Source organism: Sphingobacterium psychroaquaticum (genome assembly GCF_900177625.1).
Lineage (GTDB): Bacteria > Bacteroidota > Bacteroidia > Sphingobacteriales > Sphingobacteriaceae > Sphingobacterium > Sphingobacterium psychroaquaticum.
This window is the reverse complement of the sequence record NZ_FXAU01000005.1, coordinates 138195-156056: the sequence shown is the minus strand read 5'-3', so window position 1 is coordinate 156056 and position 17862 is coordinate 138195. Positions and strand designations below refer to the sequence as shown.

Here is a 17862-nt window from a genome sequence, read left to right as displayed (position 1 = left end):
ATGATCGATTACATCTTCTACAAGATTTAGAACATGCCACAACTTTAATACGAGATCTCTTTCCGTTTTCGGACAGTGATATCAAAAACCAGGAGGAAATTCCATCTGCCAGTCATCCATTATTGATCAGCATTTTCCTTTTCGAATAGTTTGATGTTCTGTTCTATCGTTTTTTCGGTTTGAAGAATATCTAAAAGGATCATTTTTAAGGTCTGCTTGGTGTTATGATCGGTTGCATTTATGTTGGTATACAGAAAGCTCATTAAAAATTGAGTTTTGTCGCTTAATGTTCCTTTCAATTCTTCAATATTGGATAGTGAAGCGACCCTCGTATAGTCAATTAAATCAATTTTACTACCGGAAACAGCCTTCCAGGCATTAATTCTAATCCGAGGAATAAATATTCCTTTAGACCGCATCACAATATCCTGAATAGTAACCTCCTTATGAGTTGAATAGAAGTCCAATGAATCAATCAACGATTCTTGTTGGGGTATCGTTGCCATGATATCTTCTCTCGATTCCTTTATTTCACTGTCTATGGTTGAAAACACTTGATCGATATAGAGTTTATCTTTTCTTTGGGAGTTCCAATTATCAATGAAAAGAGCGATAAGAATACCCGCAATTACAGGAATAATCTCTTTAATAAACTGAATCGTATAATTCTTAAATTTTTGCTTCATGGGTTTTCGTTTTGTCTATAATAGGAGGTCCTTTATCATTTGAACAGTTCCCCATTTTAAAAGAGTAAGCAAATATAAAAAAGCCATTCTACATATCTAGAATAGCTTTTTGAATAGACCTCTGCTAGGATGAATATACAGGCCATGGAAAGCAAGAAACTACAGGTCTTTATGCTTCGTTAATGCTGGTTTTCAACGTTTAACACAAGAAAACATCGCCGTATCGCTTGGTAGTCAATCCATATTAATTCCCAAAACGATAACTCAGAGATAATAAAACCTTACGATTATCAGGAAAATCTGAATAAAATATCTTTAGGTCACCGTGTTCACTCGTAAGCTGTGGATTAGCATTGCGAAGCAATCCATTTACGGCTAATTTAATCATTCCACGATCGCCAAACATTTTCTTTTCCGCTGCTAGATCTAAACCATAGCGCTGATCTGTTCGCGATGGTCCCGTCGTCACCCCCGAACGATAATACATAGAAATCTCCGATCGTATCCCATATTTAAACTGTAAAGTATGCCGACTGTTGGCGGTCCAACTAGAGCCTTTCGCATCTAAATTAACCTGATCAATTTCTCCCGAATAATCATTGTAAAAAGCATTCACATAATGGCTAGCAGTCCACCATCTCGTTAACGTTTGATTATACATAACGCTTGCGCTGTAGTTAAGATAACGTCCGATATTTTCAGGTTTAGAAAGGTTCTCTCCAACTTGATCTCCTCGACGCATGATCCAATTAATAATATCTTTTCCATAAGATATGCCCAATGTAGTGAACAATCGATTTTTGAAACCATGCCCTATTTCCGTGATATAACTCTTTTCTGGCTTCAAATCAGGATTTCCTTCGAAATAACTAAATGCATCTTCATAAATACGAAAAACATTGATATCATGATCCCCCGGACGCTCAATACGACTGCTAAATGAAGATCGCAACATATGATTTTCATTCAGATTATACAACAAGGATCCGCTTGGAAAGAGATCAAAGTAACGTTGATCATTTTTCTTATTTAATGTTACCTGATTCGCATTGATAAATGTGTACTCGCCGCGCAAGCCTGCTTGATATTCAATTTTTTTATACTTCCCTGAATAAATAGCGTACACAGCTTCAATATGTTGTGTATATTGAAAACGATTTGAAGTAGCTATATCCTTGACCCAAAGCTTGTTCTCAAGCACAGTATTGACCACATCATTATTGATGAAAAAATAAGTTCCTTTCCAGCCAAGCTCAATTTTATTGGCATTCGCTAATGGCCGACTGTAGTCAAGCCGACCGGCATACGTCGTATTACTTAGGTCCTGTACGTTGGTACGTCCTATTGCTTTTTCCGTATTATTCAAAAGATCAAAAACATCCGTTTCAAAACGATTATTATAATCATTACCGTGTGGCGCAAAATCAAAATTGAATTTTAAAAAGTGATCTTCTCCTTCATATTTATTAGCGTAATTGACATTAAATGTCCAGTTTTTGTATGATTCATCAAAGTTGTTAAAACTTTTTGCGCGGCTAGCATGTACCTGATTGGGGTAGTTCCATGTATCCATTTCAATCGTTGCATATGGTTTATATTTACCTTCCATCCAATGCACACTTCCGTCCAATATTCCTCCATTTGCAAACTCATACTTCGCTCCAGCCCGAACACTGTGAGAGACCGCATTATCAAGATACTTTTTTTCATCTTGTCGTTGAAAAGACATCAAATCCCCTTGGCTATAAAAGCTCCGCTCTGTCAGATTATAACTGTTCGTCCGGCTATAATTTTCATTTCCTTGCACATACATATCCAAACCATTGACTTTATAATGCAGTCCTCCGCCAAAACCACCATCGAAAGATCGACCTTGACTACCCCGTAAGGAAACATCGCCACCAAAACCTACTTTAGTATTTCGTTTCGTTACGATATTGATAATTCCAGCAGTACCTGAAGCATCCTCGCGGGCGGATGGATTGCTCATCAGCTCAAGTTTTGATACCTCAGAAGCTTGTAGTCCACGCAGAATACTGGCTAACTGCTCTCCCGAAACATACATATCACGCCCATCTATACGAACGTTTGCCCCTGCTCGACCTTGAATAGAGAAATTCCCTTTACCATCGGACACCAGTCCAGGAGTTTTTTCTAATAGCTCCAACACATTATTTCCCTCTGCCAATACACTTCCTTCCACGTCAACCACCATTTTATCTGCATATTGACGAATACTTGCCTGCTTCCCCACAACTTTTACCGTTTCTATGGCCTGTTCTGTTGGCGGCAAGAAAATCGGCACCACAGCTTGACTCGTGGTCGTTAATGTATAAGGTCTGCTGAACATAGAAACATAGCCCACAGAACTATAATGAACAAGATATTCGCCCTTTTGAAGTCCCCGCATCTCGAATGATCCATCCGCAAGCGCTGTTGTCTGCATCATTAAGGTTGAATCAGGTAGCTGTAGCAACCGTATTGACACACCTTTCATCGGTAAGCCCCCCTGATCAAACACTTTACCAGATAAAGTGGCCTGCGCGAATGCCCCTAGCACAGAACAAGAAAATAACACGCATAGTATGGTTGATTTCATTATAATAGTCTCCCATGTCCCTCCCCACGGGAAGAACCAGTTTAAGCATTGTAAATTAAATAGTAATTATTACGGTAATTTTCTAGGTACACTTTTTAAAAAGTGTACCTAGAAAATTGTATCGTCTACATATTCGTAGACTTAGGTCGGAACCGTACAGGAGGCTTTATTTCAAGCGCATCACCTGCTATGTTTTGAACGTCCCGGTTTGTATCCTTTGATTTTTTGTTTCTTCCTTTTTTCTTTCCCCACTTACGATTATACCAGATAATAAATCCTGTAATCGGCATTGAACCGGCTATAAAAGTTAAGAAAAAAGCCAAAACCTTAGATGGGAATCCCCAAATCGACCCTACATGGATATCGTAATTAAGTCTCCTAAACTTTTCTCCCGCACTCAACTCCTCGTAATCTTTATTAAATAAAGAAATACTATTTGGAAGAAACGCTCCTGTATATTGATCGAACGAATAATAACGATTATTAAACTGTCGGTCCATATCATTTCGGATATACACCGATATCGTACCCTCTTTTTTGTCCTTATCTGGATAAGTAATCGTCAAATAATGTGGATCCTTATACTGCGTCAGTATGGATTGGATTTCCTTATCAAAAACGGCTGGAAATTGAGTCAGGTAAGCAGTTTTTGTCGTATCTGAACTCACCGAAGTACGTTCGGGCAAACTTGTTCCCCAATTCGTTGACCAATACAAGGCTTTATTTAACCAGGTAATACCGTAATACATCCCCGTAACCGCCAACAATAGAACCAACAGAAAAGAATAAAAGCCGACCACGTTATGCAGGTCAAGATTCACCCGTTTCCATCCTGCTTTCCATTTTATTTTAAAACTCTTATCGCGGACGGACTTCGTCCATTTTTTCGGGTACCACCAGACCAAACCGGTAATTAATGTTATCGAGAAGATCAGCGTCGCATAATTAACGATTGGCCGACCAACATCTCTAGGTAACCACAAAAAGCGATGTCCACTCAAAGTCCAAGCAAAGAAACTATTCAACTTTTCACGTAACTGTGCTTCTTCTGAACTGTCCTCCTTTTGTAACCCCAAGTATGCTCCGGTATAGGGATGCAGTAAATGGATTTCAGGTTTACTCCTCTTTCGATCCCCATCCTTCTTTTGTTTTTGAATCGTAAATGATACGGGATAATCCCTCGTATACGTAATTCCACCCACAACAGTGTTCGGGTAAAGTGAGTCAGCAATAGACGTAATCTTAGAAGGAGAAATCAAAGATTTGCTTGATGCTAAAATATATTGTCGCTCCTTTTTAGGAATCATAAGATCTATAATCTCATAATTGAAAACCCATAAACAAGCCATCAAGCAAATAATAAACACGATAATACCTGATATTAAACCTAACCAAAGATGTAACCAGTTATTAACCAGCCTAAATATCGACAAGTTTCTCTTCTTCTCTCTTACAGCCATTTCCTATTTATTTCACCTCAAAACTCATCGAAGTAGCTCGGCTATATTCTTCGAAAGCTTCTCCTTCAACTTTTTCTTTTTTCGATACCTCAACAAAGTATTTGCCCGTCCATTCTGGAGTAAAACGAGCAACACCTTTGTCATCTGTCTCGACCCATCTAATCCAACCACTCGGGGCAATTACCTGAAAGAAAGCATGCGCCGCAGGTTTTCCTTTTTCGTACAACGCCAATGAAACTTCTTTTTTGTTTTTGTAAGCCCCTTGATCTGCATAAACAAACAAATCATTAACAATATGGGTTGCAACATTTCCTACGGTACTACGCCCCACTTGAATTGACGCTAAAGCATTGATTTGATACTGTGTTTTAGCCCCTTCACGACGCTCGGTATCCCTCGCTAGCGACACATGATAGACGCCTTCTTGATCCGGGACAAAAGTTGCCAACAGATGGTTGCCTTGTGCTGTTGTCGTCAATGCGGTCGTACTTCCATCGGGTTTGATCAAAGTCAAATCCACCTGCATTCCATCTTTGTACCACCACCATTTCGAGATATCCTCATGCTCATCAGGTTCGCCGTAAACGACTTTAACCGTGTGCGACTGACCTTTAACTCCTTTGAGCGCGGTCTCGATAAATACCGCATGGGCCGAAGCCGACAATACCACAAAAAAAGTAAGGATGGATACTATTAATTTTTTCATAAAATGTCTTTTACTTTAAAGCTGATAGACAAGTAAAGCTCGCTCTATGAGGATGACTTTACCTGTCTGCCATTATGTACACTAAATTTTATTTTAATTTATTGACGTGATAAACATGTGTAATCCCCGGATCAATCTCTGCACCACGTTTTACACTATTGGTAGCTGGGTCATATTCAAAAACAAACCACTTCGAAGCATCAGTCTTGAACACATCATACAACTTTCCATTCTCCATAAAGTTCATCGTAGTTTTTGACTCACCACCACCGACTAAGATTCTTAAATCCGCAATAACTTTTTTGTTGGCAGGATCCACAACATAAGGGCTAAGGTAGGCTTTACCATTGCCTAATTTTTGTACTTGAGCCGTACTGTTTTTAAACACATTGTAATCTTTCAAATCAAAGAAATAATCTTTATCAATCTCCGTTTCTCCTGATTTTATACGTATTAATCCATAAGTAGAAGCTATTCTATTCTTCGTTACAATGTACAAGTCATTGTTATCATCCATGAAGGTAAGCGTCTGAACCTCCCAGTGACCGGCAGCAAAACCACCTCTGGCATCCTTTAACATTTTGCCATTCGTTAAGTCTGGGTAATCACACACGTAAACATATGTTGTATCTGATATATCCATACTACCCGACACGTCTGTACCTCTATATTTATGTCCGACAAACAGCTTATTCCCTCTTACGGTAATGCTAGTAGGCACCATATATGGATTCGTATAAGGTGTTTTATCTGGCTTAAGCGGGGCGTACTTTAAAAATGGGATATCGACATTTAATGTTTTATTAAGTGTCATATCTTTAAGATTCATAAAATATATAGGCTGCTCTAGTACATTTTTAGCCTCATTGAAAGTACCCGCTGTTTTGGTCATCACCAACTCATCTTTCGTACTCACATCTTTCAATACTTTACCTAAAAAGAAGTTCGAAGGAAAAGCATAGTTATCCGTCTCTTTTAGCGTTGCATTATTCTGAATCTCAAGTTGGCTGAAACGCGTACCATTATTAGACACATAGAATTTGCCCTCATGGTTGTATGCATATACGGCATAAAAAGCTGCAGGAAGGTATGCTGAAAGGTCTATCCCTTTGTTTCCTACAGGAGTCAACAAAGTATCCTTCATTAAATTATCTGTTGTTAATAGATACGATCCTGTAGCAGAAGTTACCCAAACAGAATATTCTGTACTTATTTTTTCTACAGTTTCTGGCACATCAGGACTATCTTTACAAGATGCTAACAATGCTAACGCTAGTGCGCCGCAAGCTAAAATACGATTGTGTTTCATTTTTATTTTATTATCTGTTTTGTTTTAATACTACATTAATGACACTCTCAGTTTGACATAAAAAGCTCTTCCGGGCTTTTGCAAACGGAAATTATCATAAGCTCTTTCATTGGTTAGATTACGTGCCTCCCCGGAGACATTATATTTATTTCGACTCCAAGAATAACTGAGAATTAGCGAATGAACGGTCTGACTTGGAATATGGTTCTTGGAGGCCAATGAGCCTAAATGCGAATCGCTCAAATAATACCATCGTGTAAAATGTGTTGTCCACGACAATTGTGTACGGCTACCTTTCTCAAACCAATCATTTTGGGCAACTCCAATATCCATGTTTCCATAGACCCAAGGTCTATTCGGAATTTGGTACCCATAGGTCAGGCTCACTTCTTGGTTTGTATCATCTGTATATTTAACATTATCTAGCGCTTTGTCATAACTCGCATTGACAGTCGCCGTAATAATATCCTTATAACCGTAGCGAATCTCCGTTTCCGCCCCATAAAGCTTGACCCCCGGTATATTATACGCCTGAAACTTAGATTGTCCATCGACAGAAACAATACGGGTGTTGATATAGTCTTTTGCCAAACGATAAAAACCCGAAAAGTCAAAATTTAGAAAGTGATTTTCATTCAGAAAGGTATTGTAATAAAACCCACTATTTAAGTTGTCGCTTCGTTCGGGTTTCAACTCCCAATTGGCTAATTGATTCTGACCATCACCATACAGCGCATTCATGGTTGGCATATTGTATGCCCGCTCAGCGGAAAACTTGACTCCGCCATCGTTAAAAATCCGAAACCTCGAGGCGAAGCTATAGCCTTGATAATTAAAGAATTTATCGTAGGAAACTATGGCACCGCTTATTAGCTGATTATTGGTGTCATACTTCCGCTCATCCACTTCTTTATAGGTATCCAACCCATAATATTTGATGGCAATATTATTCACCAAACGTTTATTAAACCATTGATTTTGCCACGACAACCCGATGATATGTCTTGTCATACGACTCGGCAATCCCGTCATGTCGTAATCTAAAATCCTATCTTGGGTTTTTCTATTATTAGCATTAACATTATAATTGAGGTTCAAACTGTGATTACGTTCCGCATCAAAATCGTAGTTAAAATTTGTTCTTGCCAACCAGTTTGTCGTCTTCTGTTCTTCATCTTGCAGCAGATTCGGTTTCGCACCTTGGTTGGCAATCCACGTCCCACCCCAGTTGTAATTGTAGCGTGCGGTATCGCGAATATTGGACACATCGTAGCTCGTGCTAGCGTAGATATCCGCAAAAAGACGATCCACTAAAAAATTCTGCTTCTTATAACTTAATGTGGGCATGAGGTAATTCGATTCTCTCCAGTTTCCGCCATTAACATCACTGATAGTCGCTCCAAGTTGATTTTGCTTATTATTTGCGGAATATGTCAGGCCGACAAAAAACTGATCCGCCCAACTCTTATCTCGCAAGCCAACCTCGATCTGCCCCATCGCGGAGTAGTATCGATCTTTAAATCTTTTTACTTTATCAATCGGTACAAATTTGTTATCAACTGTCGTCTCATACACCACACCATATTTGGGTTCACTATACATGGTGTAATTATTGTCTGAATAATTATAAAAAGCATTCGTCCGAACCGACAGTTTATTTTTTGGATTGGTATACATACCAACCAAAGCGGCCTGATGGGTATTGAATGATCCATAGCTATAGCTTAAGTCAAGATAATGACGTGACCGTTGCTTCGTAATAATATTTACAGCTCCGCCTAAAGCATCCGAGCCTAAGAAAGCGGGCACAACACCTTTATAAATTTCAATACGATCAACGAGATTTACGGGAATATTATTCAGCGACATAGAAGATCCAAAATTATCCATCGGAACACCATCGATGTATATTTTAGCATCCAAACCATTGATCCGAAATACAAAATTTGAACCTAGGCCACCATCTTCTCGAAATGTAACCCCTGGTGCTGTTCGTAATATTTGGTTAATATTTGCCGTTTGATTCGCATGCATGTTCATATCAATGACACTCACATTAAATCCTGAACGCTTTATTTCGGCGACTTTTCGTTCATTTTCCGTTTTGGCAATTCCTGATACTGTTACTTCCTGTATCGTGTTACGATCTTCCTTAAGTTGGAAATCTTGAATATACTTTCCGTTTAATAAGCGCTGTTCTGAAAGATAACCTAAGGCGGTCACTTGAAGAATAGTTTGACCTGATAGTGTCGTTGTTACCAATTTATAATACCCATCTACATCTGACGAAGTGCCTTGACTTTGCCCTTGTATCATAAGGGTGGCGCCTTGGATAGGTTTGCCAAAATTATCTTTGATAAATCCTGAAATTGATTGCTGTGTGGTTGTCTGCCCTTGTGCAAACACGGTAAAGATTATGAATAGTATAAAAGTAGATGTTGACCTCAACATTTTTATTTAGATTAAGTATACATAAGAGAGTAGCATATACTTAACCTTACCGAAGGTCTATAATCAATTATATTTAACAACCTTCATCAAACACCTGAATAACAGATGAATAAATTTAAAAACGAAAACAGGGGGGATAGAATTATTTGAGGTAATCCAGACGGACTGTATAATTCGTTGAACTCGGGAGCTTAATTCCCTTCGTTACTTCTTTAGTTTGAAGGTTATATTTCCATACCCGATGATCATCATTAGCGTCATCGATGGCGGCATAGATATACTTTTTATCGCTCCAAACATTCTCCTTTTGCGTTCCTTTATCTAAGGGAAATGGAATTTTTTCAATCTTACCCGATGCTAAATCTACCAATCTATACTCAAATTGGTATACGGAATGGTGATTCGAAAAATCAGTATACAGTTCCTTCTGTTCGTTGCGAATAATAGCTTTACCCTCTCCAACATACCAAAGTCCGTAAGCATGATTTCCAACAGCAGCAGAGATATCGATCATAAAAGCCTCATCGACCAGAGATTGTCCTTTCATTTTCCTAAAAATAGCCGTCGGTAGTTTAATATTATTTCCCAATGCTATACCTGGATTCGTCATAAAATAATAGTCTCCTTTTTCATCTTCAAAACTATATGACTGTATAATATTGAATCCACCAGGATAAGTAGATCGCGTTTCCTTTTGAATATTTTTAAGCTGGAAACTTCTGTAATCTAATGTGGCATAATATGTCGTATCCGATGTTGTATGTCCGTACTTTCCTTTGGATTTAAAAAAAGAATAGGCTAACCACAGATCATCTTTATCCACATGCACAAGACCGACATGCAAAGCCCAAAACTCGTCGGTTGCATAGGGCAAAATGATCGTGTCTTGCCTGACGATCTTCATCGATTTAACGTCGATTTGATAAACACGTGCTTGGCTCTTTTTCTCCTGAACATCTTCCCGGCTAACAGCAACCAAATGTTCGTCATCTATCCAGCTGAATGTTTCAAAATTGGAATTATTCAACTGCAAACTATCGACCAATACCAACGAAGAACCTTGTATTTGATACTTCGTAAAGACATTATTTCGATTTGACAATCGATAAAAAAAACCATGCTTTTGAATATATTCTCTTTCGCGAATGCGTGAGGTAGACAGCGGTATTTGCACCGCAGTTGATGATTTATCTTCGTCCAGACTTTCAACTAATAAAAAACTCGTTGGACTTTCATCCTTATTGAACAAGCACAGAACAAAGTTTGGATCTACATTTCTCTCTGTAGGTTGCTGACAAGAAAAAAGAAAAATCGAAATGAAATATAACAGTAAAACAACTCTTCTCATCCTCAACAACTAGATACTTTGAAATTGCTCTCTAATTTTAATTTGCATACTTGATGGCAGAAATGCTAAATCACTTTTTTGAAAAGCTACAATTTTTCCAAAATCAGGAGAATCAGATACAAAATATTCTCTTCCCGCCTTAAAAACTAACGTATTTTGATCTGCATCCAATAATTTGAAATCACACTTTGGTTTAAGTATAAAATCTCCCGAAAAGAGTAGCTTATTATTAACCAAATCAATCTTTACGTTACTATTTCCTCCCAACAAAACATCATAGTTCTCGCGGACGAAAAACTTAGTTTCACCCAATGATTCATTGGCAAAAGAAAGTGAGTCCAATGTTTCTTGTCTGAAATGTAAAAATGAAAAACCAAGAATAAAAAGAACCGCAGCTGCAGCTGTAATCTTGGCCCAACTTATCCTCCGCGTAGCAACTGTTTGCTCCGAAACCCCATGCCAAATACTTTTCCCTACCTCTTCGGCTACCACTTCCTGCTCTTCAATACTATCCCAAGAATCACTCTCAAGCCATTTTTCAACCAATAGCTTCTCATCTTCCGAACATTGTCCCGAAGCATATTTATGGAGCATATCTGGATTGATTTTCATCCGCTGTAGATTGTTTATAGTCAAAATTACAAAAACAAATTAGTATTAGTTTGATTTCTATATATTTAGGCTCTCACTCAACCTTAACCTAATGATAGACAGCGCCTTGCTAATATGATATTCTACTGCTCTCTCCGTAATTAACAAATTACCTGCTATTTCTTTGTTGGTCAAACCTTCTTCACGGCTCATCTTAAACACATTTTTACATTGATTGGGGAGTGACTCGACAACAGTATTCAATTGATTTTTTAACTCTTTATATTGAAAATTATTATCTTCATAATACGGTGTTTTGTTATGAAGTATAACTTTGTGATGTCTTATTTTATTGCCTTTATTTCTAAGATATTCCAAGGATTTTAGCTTCACAGAACGCAACAAATAACGTTCCGCATCTGCCAGTTCTAGATTATTGCTCCTCTCCCAGAGCGATTTAAAAACTTCCTGCACAATTTCCTTCGCATCCTCCTCATCCGCCACAGTTTTCACAGTAAATAAAAACATCCGTTTCCAATATAATTGGAAAAGAGTTTCAAACTGCTTCTTATTGATTTGCATAATGTCTGCGGATATTTTTAAAACATCCAAAGATAATTTTATTTAGATTAATTTCAAATAAGGTTTTGTAATGGAGAGAGTAGGCCCTTTACAGAAACAAACCGGAGGTTTCGGCGTCGAACTATTTCAAGCATTGCCAATTTTTATATCTTTGCGACATCAAATTATTAACCCTCAATGAAAAAATTTTTTATTACAACACTTATGGCGATCGCTTTCGCCGACATGTCTTTTGCGCAAACAAATACAGAAGCTGAAGCCACAGTAGAGAAGCACCAATTTGCTTATAATTTACTGACCAACGTATCATACGAAAAGAGTATTGGAAAAAAAACGACATTACGTTTATCAGGCCCTATAGCAGGGGGCGTCTTATATAGAAGTTCCTCCATAACAATTAATGACTACCATTATGAAGAATCGGAATGGGGTTATGCTATCCGTCCTGCACTTGATGTACAAGTCAGACATTATTACGATTTAAACAAAAGGCTAAGAAAAGGTAAAAAGGTAGCACATAACTCCGGAAATTATATTGCCGGAGTGGTTGCTGCAGGCGGTCCGTCCATCCTGCAAAGTGACAATGTATATGTTCCTGATTTCTCCCTGGTATTGGGTGCTATGTGGGGAATACAGCGTAACTATGGAGAGCGTTTTATGATGAATGTAGGCTTCGGTCCCGGAGTAAGTTTTTATGATGGTATAAATGAATTTACTTTTGTAGGTGGTGTTACACTTGGCTTTAGATTAGGAAAATAAAATATCCCATTGGAATAAAGGGTTTATTATCCTTTGTCATATAATGAGCAGGGTAGAAAATTGCTCTTTCAACAAATTAAAAAAGGGCCGTCTTACGCATTTGTAAAACGGCCCTTTTCAGAAAGTGATCCCGCTGGTACAGAACTCGAACTCCTTTTTGGAAGATTTGAGGCGATTGAATCAATTGAAGGCCGTAACGAGTTCAAGCGATTCTAATACTTCAAAAAAGCTCAAAATTTAATAATAAGCTGATTTTATTACCAAATTACTATTTCAGAGTATTTAAGAACACTTTTACTACAATTGGAGGCGAGGATTTCAACTGAGAAAATTCTTCTTCAATTTTGTGCTTGTCAAGATTTACTGTTTCCTCTACTAAAATTAAAAACAATAATGCCTTGACATTCGAGTTTGATCTGTAAAATGATTTAAGACCTTCCAGTGTTTTTAAGGTGTCATTTTTTTTTCCTGTACTATCTATGTATTTAGCTTCTATTATAAGTGAATTTGCCTTAATTGAAAAGTCCGCATTTTTAGTATTCCCATCAAAAATTACCGCTATATTTTCAGCTTCTGTACTAGGTATCCATGGTCGAAGAACGATATGAATCAGGTTTTGAAAATCATATTCACTGGTGATCTTAAAATTTGAAACGTTGATGTTTTTAGCCTTATTTCCGTTTGAAAATCGACTAGGTGTTAATAATGCTCTATTAACAATTTCCGAAATACCCTCTGCAATATCATTCCATCTAAATCCTATTAATGTATTAGGGAGATTGTTCTCTTCTAGATAGCTTATGATGACATCTGATTGAGTAGAAAAAGAAGCAGTAATAAATTGTTGTCTTGTTCGAACTAGATGAAATATTATAGATTTAAGTTGGTCTTCCCAATTCGAGGAATCTTCTGAATATTCTATAAGGTTCCAGAGTTTTTTACTAAATTCCTCACTATAGTCCAAGATTTGTTCCTGATATCCTGATATTCCGACAATATGAATTGGTGGTTTAATCGACGGATTGATTCCTGTTTCATGTAAAAAATTAATGCCATTTTTAGCCAGGGATTCACCATTTTCTTCAATTGGCAATACTAAGTCTAGTATCATAAGATCGAAATACTCTTTGTACAGTATTTTCCTAGCTTCTTTAACGGATTTCGCTTCGGCAATATTACCTTTTTGAATATCATGATTGTCAAGTATTACATTAACAATCTTCTCTCTTTTGACAACGAGATCATCTACAACCAATATTTTTATCATTTAAGTAAAGATTTGATTAGTTTTCCAAGCTGTTCTTTCCAATCCTCGGTTATTTGAGAATAGTATACATAACCAATGTAATTATCAGGAAACTCATTCGCTAACTCACTATCTAAGTCGGTAATACGAGTGCCATCATCAAAACTTCCATGCATAGTTATGACTATTGCCTTGGTACTAATATCTCTCAAATACATTTCTTTAAGTATTTTTTTTCCCGCCAATGGCATCCAATCGCCACCACTTTCTTCGGAAGATATATCGTAATTAGGCATACTTATATCTAAAAGAAGAACATCATAATCGCTATGGTTTTTTTTTAGCTCTTTTAGTCCGCTTATATATGAGTTTCGGAGAATTATTTCATAATCAGCAAAATTATCATTGATAAATTTGTTAATCTGAGCTTGTTTTAGTGGATGGTCTTCTATAAATAGTATTTTCATGATATCAAGTCTTCAATATTAATGGTCAGTATAACGGAGAACTCCTGTCCATCGTTAGATATACTAGTGGTAAGGCAATTATTCCGTGAGCTTTTTAAATCAGAGGTCAATATTTTGAATGCCTTATGATATCCTGACTTTCCTTCGTTCAAAAGTTTGTCAGTATCAAGACTATTACCACTCCAGACAGACTTTAGTGTTTCTAGGCTAGTTTCGTTTGTGATTTCGTTTGTGATAGTGATTATAAGATTGGAGTAACTATCCTGATCTGTTGATATAGAGCAGTTTAAATCGTGAACTGCATCATCAGAATGCTTTATGACATTCTCCAAGAAGATTCGAATCAAGTCTGCAAAATGTGTTTTATATTCTCCTTTTATTTTAATATCAAAACCAGCGTTTCTTTTGACAGACAATCGTTTATGCCAACTACTTTTATTGGTGTACTCTACTACTACGTTAATTAATTCCGTTATGCTAAAATCAGAAGCTTTTATCTCGCTTCGTTTAAACCATCTGCTTATTTTTTGGATTATCGTCTGTATCTCTGTAGAGCAATCTTTAATTGCTTTCCTAATTGGTTCACTATTTTGTTCTCCAAGTTGATTATAAACATTTTTCTCCAACTCGTTGAAATAGGTGTTAAATTGACTAAGTATATCGCCTTGAATTTTATTTCGTATTCGCTCTAAATTTTCGTCCGTCTTCTCCCATAAAACTGAAAATATCCCCTCGACGAAATCTTCAAAACTTTCGCTTTTAATAGCGACGATAGAATGATACCATAATTCATTAGAATTGAATTCATAATCAAACCATCCTTCATCGTTAATCTCTGGTTTGTAGACTTGTAGATTCTTTTTTATCAAATCAAATATCACTCCATCTACTTTACTAGCAAAATCACTTAACAATATTTGGATCTGCTCTTTTCGTTCACTAGGAAAAGTGTTATAAACATAATCCCAATGGTAATTACGCCTATATCGGTTTGTATTTCCCTCTTTTAATGTTATTAAATTGTGAGTCTCAAAAACAGGCCGTAATTCTCCTACCAAAACCCCATGTCTTATTCTAGTACTTAAATACGCAACTATACCAAACTGACTGTTAAGAAATTTGTCTTTAACAGCATTAAACAATTCTAAATATATATCAAATACTGGATTGTTGGAATATTCAATCTTTTCAAGCCCCGTATTTTCTTGAGAAGAATATGTAGTGAGTTTTCCACCTTCTAACCATAAAAGTTTCTTGCTACCAGATATTCCAGAAATAATTTCAAATCTATCGTAAATGGCCTCAAACTCTTGCAATTCATTTTCTAGAATACCTTGTTCGTTGACATAAATTTTACTTTCATCTAAATCGATAAGTCCTTGATGTATCACTAAAATGTTTTGTATGCTTTTTATTTCTGAGGCAACATTTTTATTATTTGGCTCTTTTTCTTTGATGAAATTAGCAATCGAAAGGCGTTCTTCTAACCGCTCCTTCGAGTTGTCAATAAAAGTTGAATGCATTAGAACCTTTGGACTGCACGTAAATTCTAGATAATACATGAATTTCGCAAAATTGAACGATAATTTATCGTTGTTAAGTAATTCACTTGCTTTTTCGACGCCACATTGTTCATTAAAAAGTTCAAAGGCTATATGAGTTTCAACTTCATCGGCATCTACTATTGTATAAAAAATAGGTAGGTCTATATTTTTCTCTACGTTTCTAAATTTATTAGAATGTATTTTCTCCAAAAGCTCCTCTACCTCAATTTTATCAATAATATGATTGTTGTAGAAGAAACTATCCACAAATAATTCGATACAGTTATTGACTTGGTTGAGGCACAGGTAACATTTGAATAAATTAGTTATAGACGTTTCCAATATTGGGATAGTATCCTTGTAATTTTTAATTAAAAATTCCCATTCTTTTGAAGCGCTTACATAGTCATTACTCTCTTGAAACTTTTGAGCCAGTTCTACCTTATACTTACCTTCAGGTATTTTCTGTTCATATTTAAGGAGATAATCAAGTCCTTTTAATCGCTCTTGGAAAAACTCAATTGTTATTGAGTTTGGGAATTTTTCGGATAACATTTCAAGAAATCTTTCTTGTACAGCGGGCTCAGTAAAAGTATCATAAACAATGGGGTTTGCAATATTATATGACAAGCGTGACAGGAGCTTGCGCTCCTTTTTACCTTTTGTTTGATAATATACAAAATCAGTAATACCATAACTAAGAACACTACTTGTTATATTATTTGATATTCTAAGAAGGTTTAAAGCTGCTTGGTCGGGATTAGTGGTAACAGAAACGATTTTGTAAACGTCATATAAAATCTCATTCTGTAAAGTTTTTACATTATTTAGTGGGGTAAAACTTTTTTTCTGATATATTAAAGACTTGATGTAAAGTATGTACAGATCAAATTGAGTAGGATTAGATATTAATAATTTTTGTAATTCTTGTTCAGCTAAATTGTACAATCCACTAGTGTAATTGTCTATTATCTTGATTTCCTGCAGACTTTTTTTAATGTCAAATGCGGGGAAAATAGTATCTCCAGATAATATTTTAAGTTTATAAAGTAAAGGATCGTCTATTTTTTTAATCAGATAATTAATCCTGTTTTGCAAGTATAATTTCAGAAAGGTCTTTTTATCATTTTCAATTTCTTCAAGATAACTAGATACGGCTAATAAATTGGTTAGCACTCTTGTTAATGTTAGGTATCTGTCAATGATGCTGTGAGGAAAATCAATAGACAATATCTCGCCATAATTATTAAAGTCTATGTGATTAAGAAACGTGAGCTTAAATCTGTAATAATTTTGAAATGCTTCTTTTGTGTCACTTTCTCTAATATTATTTAAAGACATCTCTAAATCACTAAGATATCGATTAACAGATAGTGAATGTTCGGCTCTTAAACTTAGGTAGTGAGCAAGATGCTTAGTTATTGCATCTGATTCATTCACCTCGTTAAAATAGCCTAGAAACTCTTTATTTTCTGACGCTTTACCTGAAAGTTCTTTTAAGACAAATCTATTTTCTAAACTCCATAAAGAAAAGCAAATTTCATTCTCAATTTTATTTAATTGTGCTTCAGCTTTAGTATATTCTCCTGTTAACAAATAGCGTTCGTAATCTTCCTTGTATCTCAAAAACAGATTTATTTCGTACTTAAACTTTCTAACTCCAATCAACACCAAATTCAGTTCCGAAGCTAGATTTACTGGATCTAACCTACCATCTTTATACAATCCCAATATGGGGATTTCTTTTAACGTCCCTAATTCTGAATAACTTTTTGGCAGTGGATTTCCCCAAATTAATTGTTGGTTTCTTTTTGGTATGGTTTTACCCATAAAATCTATTGCATTACATAACTCAGGATAGTCCAAAGCTTCCTTCAGCTTGTGTATTGTCCTGTTTCTGTCTTTCTCTTCCCCAACAATTTTTGGATATTGATTTCTAACGAAACTTGCCCCATCTGATATTACCTTATGCTTTTTCTTATGCATTAGTTTGTAAGTTTATTTTTTTACTCCATGTGCGAAAAAAAATATTTTCATCTTATTAGACAGACCAAGCTAAACTGTCTATTTAATCGGAGTATCATTGCTTTCCCACCTAAAAATATTTGAAATTC

At 36.2% G+C, this 17862-nt stretch carries 13 protein-coding genes; 1 reads left to right on the top strand and 12 read right to left on the bottom strand.

Annotated elements, in window-relative coordinates:
• Positions 1 to 119: 119 nt before the first annotated feature.
• From B9Y69_RS13655 to B9Y69_RS13615, 9 genes are all read right to left on the bottom strand, one after another.
• Entirely contained in the window at positions 120 to 686 is a 567-nt protein-coding gene (locus B9Y69_RS13655) for a hypothetical protein (RefSeq protein ID WP_085473536.1), read from the bottom strand.
• 244 nt (positions 687 to 930) lie between these two features.
• Positions 931 to 3285 carry a TonB-dependent receptor domain-containing protein gene (locus B9Y69_RS13650; protein WP_085473535.1) on the bottom strand — a complete coding sequence of 785 codons (2355 nt, stop codon included), beginning with the start codon at positions 3283 to 3285 and terminating at the stop codon, positions 931 to 933.
• A 125-nt stretch (positions 3286 to 3410) separates the two neighbouring features.
• Positions 3411 to 4745, bottom strand: a complete 1335-nt coding sequence (locus tag B9Y69_RS13645; protein ID WP_085473534.1) for a PepSY-associated TM helix domain-containing protein — start codon at positions 4743 to 4745, stop codon at positions 3411 to 3413.
• A 7-nt stretch (positions 4746 to 4752) separates the two neighbouring features.
• Positions 4753 to 5451, bottom strand: a complete 699-nt coding sequence (locus B9Y69_RS13640) for a hypothetical protein (RefSeq protein WP_085473533.1) — start codon at positions 5449 to 5451, stop codon at positions 4753 to 4755.
• Positions 5452 to 5539: 88 nt separating this feature from the next.
• A complete protein-coding gene (locus B9Y69_RS13635) occupies positions 5540 to 6760 on the bottom strand; it encodes a hypothetical protein (protein WP_085473532.1) in 1221 nt (406 codons plus the stop codon).
• Positions 6761 to 6790: 30 nt separating this feature from the next.
• Entirely contained in the window at positions 6791 to 9211 is a 2421-nt protein-coding gene (locus B9Y69_RS13630; RefSeq protein WP_085473531.1) for a TonB-dependent receptor, read from the bottom strand.
• 142 nt (positions 9212 to 9353) lie between these two features.
• Positions 9354 to 10559: a hypothetical protein gene (locus tag B9Y69_RS13625; RefSeq protein WP_144036581.1), complete on the bottom strand. Its 1206-nt coding sequence runs from the start codon at positions 10557 to 10559 to the stop codon at positions 9354 to 9356.
• Between the two features lie 9 nt (positions 10560 to 10568).
• Positions 10569 to 11171, bottom strand: coding sequence for a hypothetical protein (locus tag B9Y69_RS13620; RefSeq protein ID WP_085473529.1), 603 nt, complete (start codon positions 11169 to 11171; stop codon positions 10569 to 10571).
• Positions 11172 to 11228: 57 nt separating this feature from the next.
• On the bottom strand, positions 11229 to 11732 hold the full coding sequence (locus B9Y69_RS13615; protein ID WP_085473528.1) for an RNA polymerase sigma-70 factor: 504 nt from the start codon (positions 11730 to 11732) through the stop codon (positions 11229 to 11231).
• 177 nt (positions 11733 to 11909) lie between these two features.
• Between B9Y69_RS13615 and B9Y69_RS13610 the strand changes: the two genes are divergently transcribed.
• Entirely contained in the window at positions 11910 to 12491 is a 582-nt protein-coding gene (locus B9Y69_RS13610) for a hypothetical protein (RefSeq protein ID WP_085473527.1), read from the top strand.
• A 268-nt stretch (positions 12492 to 12759) separates the two neighbouring features.
• Here the strand turns inward: B9Y69_RS13610 and B9Y69_RS13605 are convergent, their stop codons facing one another.
• Genes B9Y69_RS13605 through B9Y69_RS13595 form a run of 3 tightly spaced genes read right to left on the bottom strand, consistent with a single transcriptional unit; the run spans position 12760 to position 17734 of the window.
• A complete protein-coding gene (locus B9Y69_RS13605; RefSeq protein ID WP_085473526.1) occupies positions 12760 to 13758 on the bottom strand; it encodes a PD-(D/E)XK nuclease domain-containing protein in 999 nt (332 codons plus the stop codon).
• Complete coding sequence (locus B9Y69_RS13600; protein ID WP_085473525.1) at positions 13755 to 14204, bottom strand: response regulator; 450 nt, start codon at positions 14202 to 14204, stop codon at positions 13755 to 13757. Before B9Y69_RS13600 ends, B9Y69_RS13605 begins: the two co-directional genes overlap by 4 nt.
• Positions 14201 to 17734, bottom strand: coding sequence for a hypothetical protein (locus B9Y69_RS13595; protein WP_085473524.1), 3534 nt, complete (start codon positions 17732 to 17734; stop codon positions 14201 to 14203). The genes B9Y69_RS13600 and B9Y69_RS13595 overlap by 4 nt, the downstream gene beginning before the upstream one ends.
• Positions 17735 to 17862 lie beyond the last annotated feature (128 nt).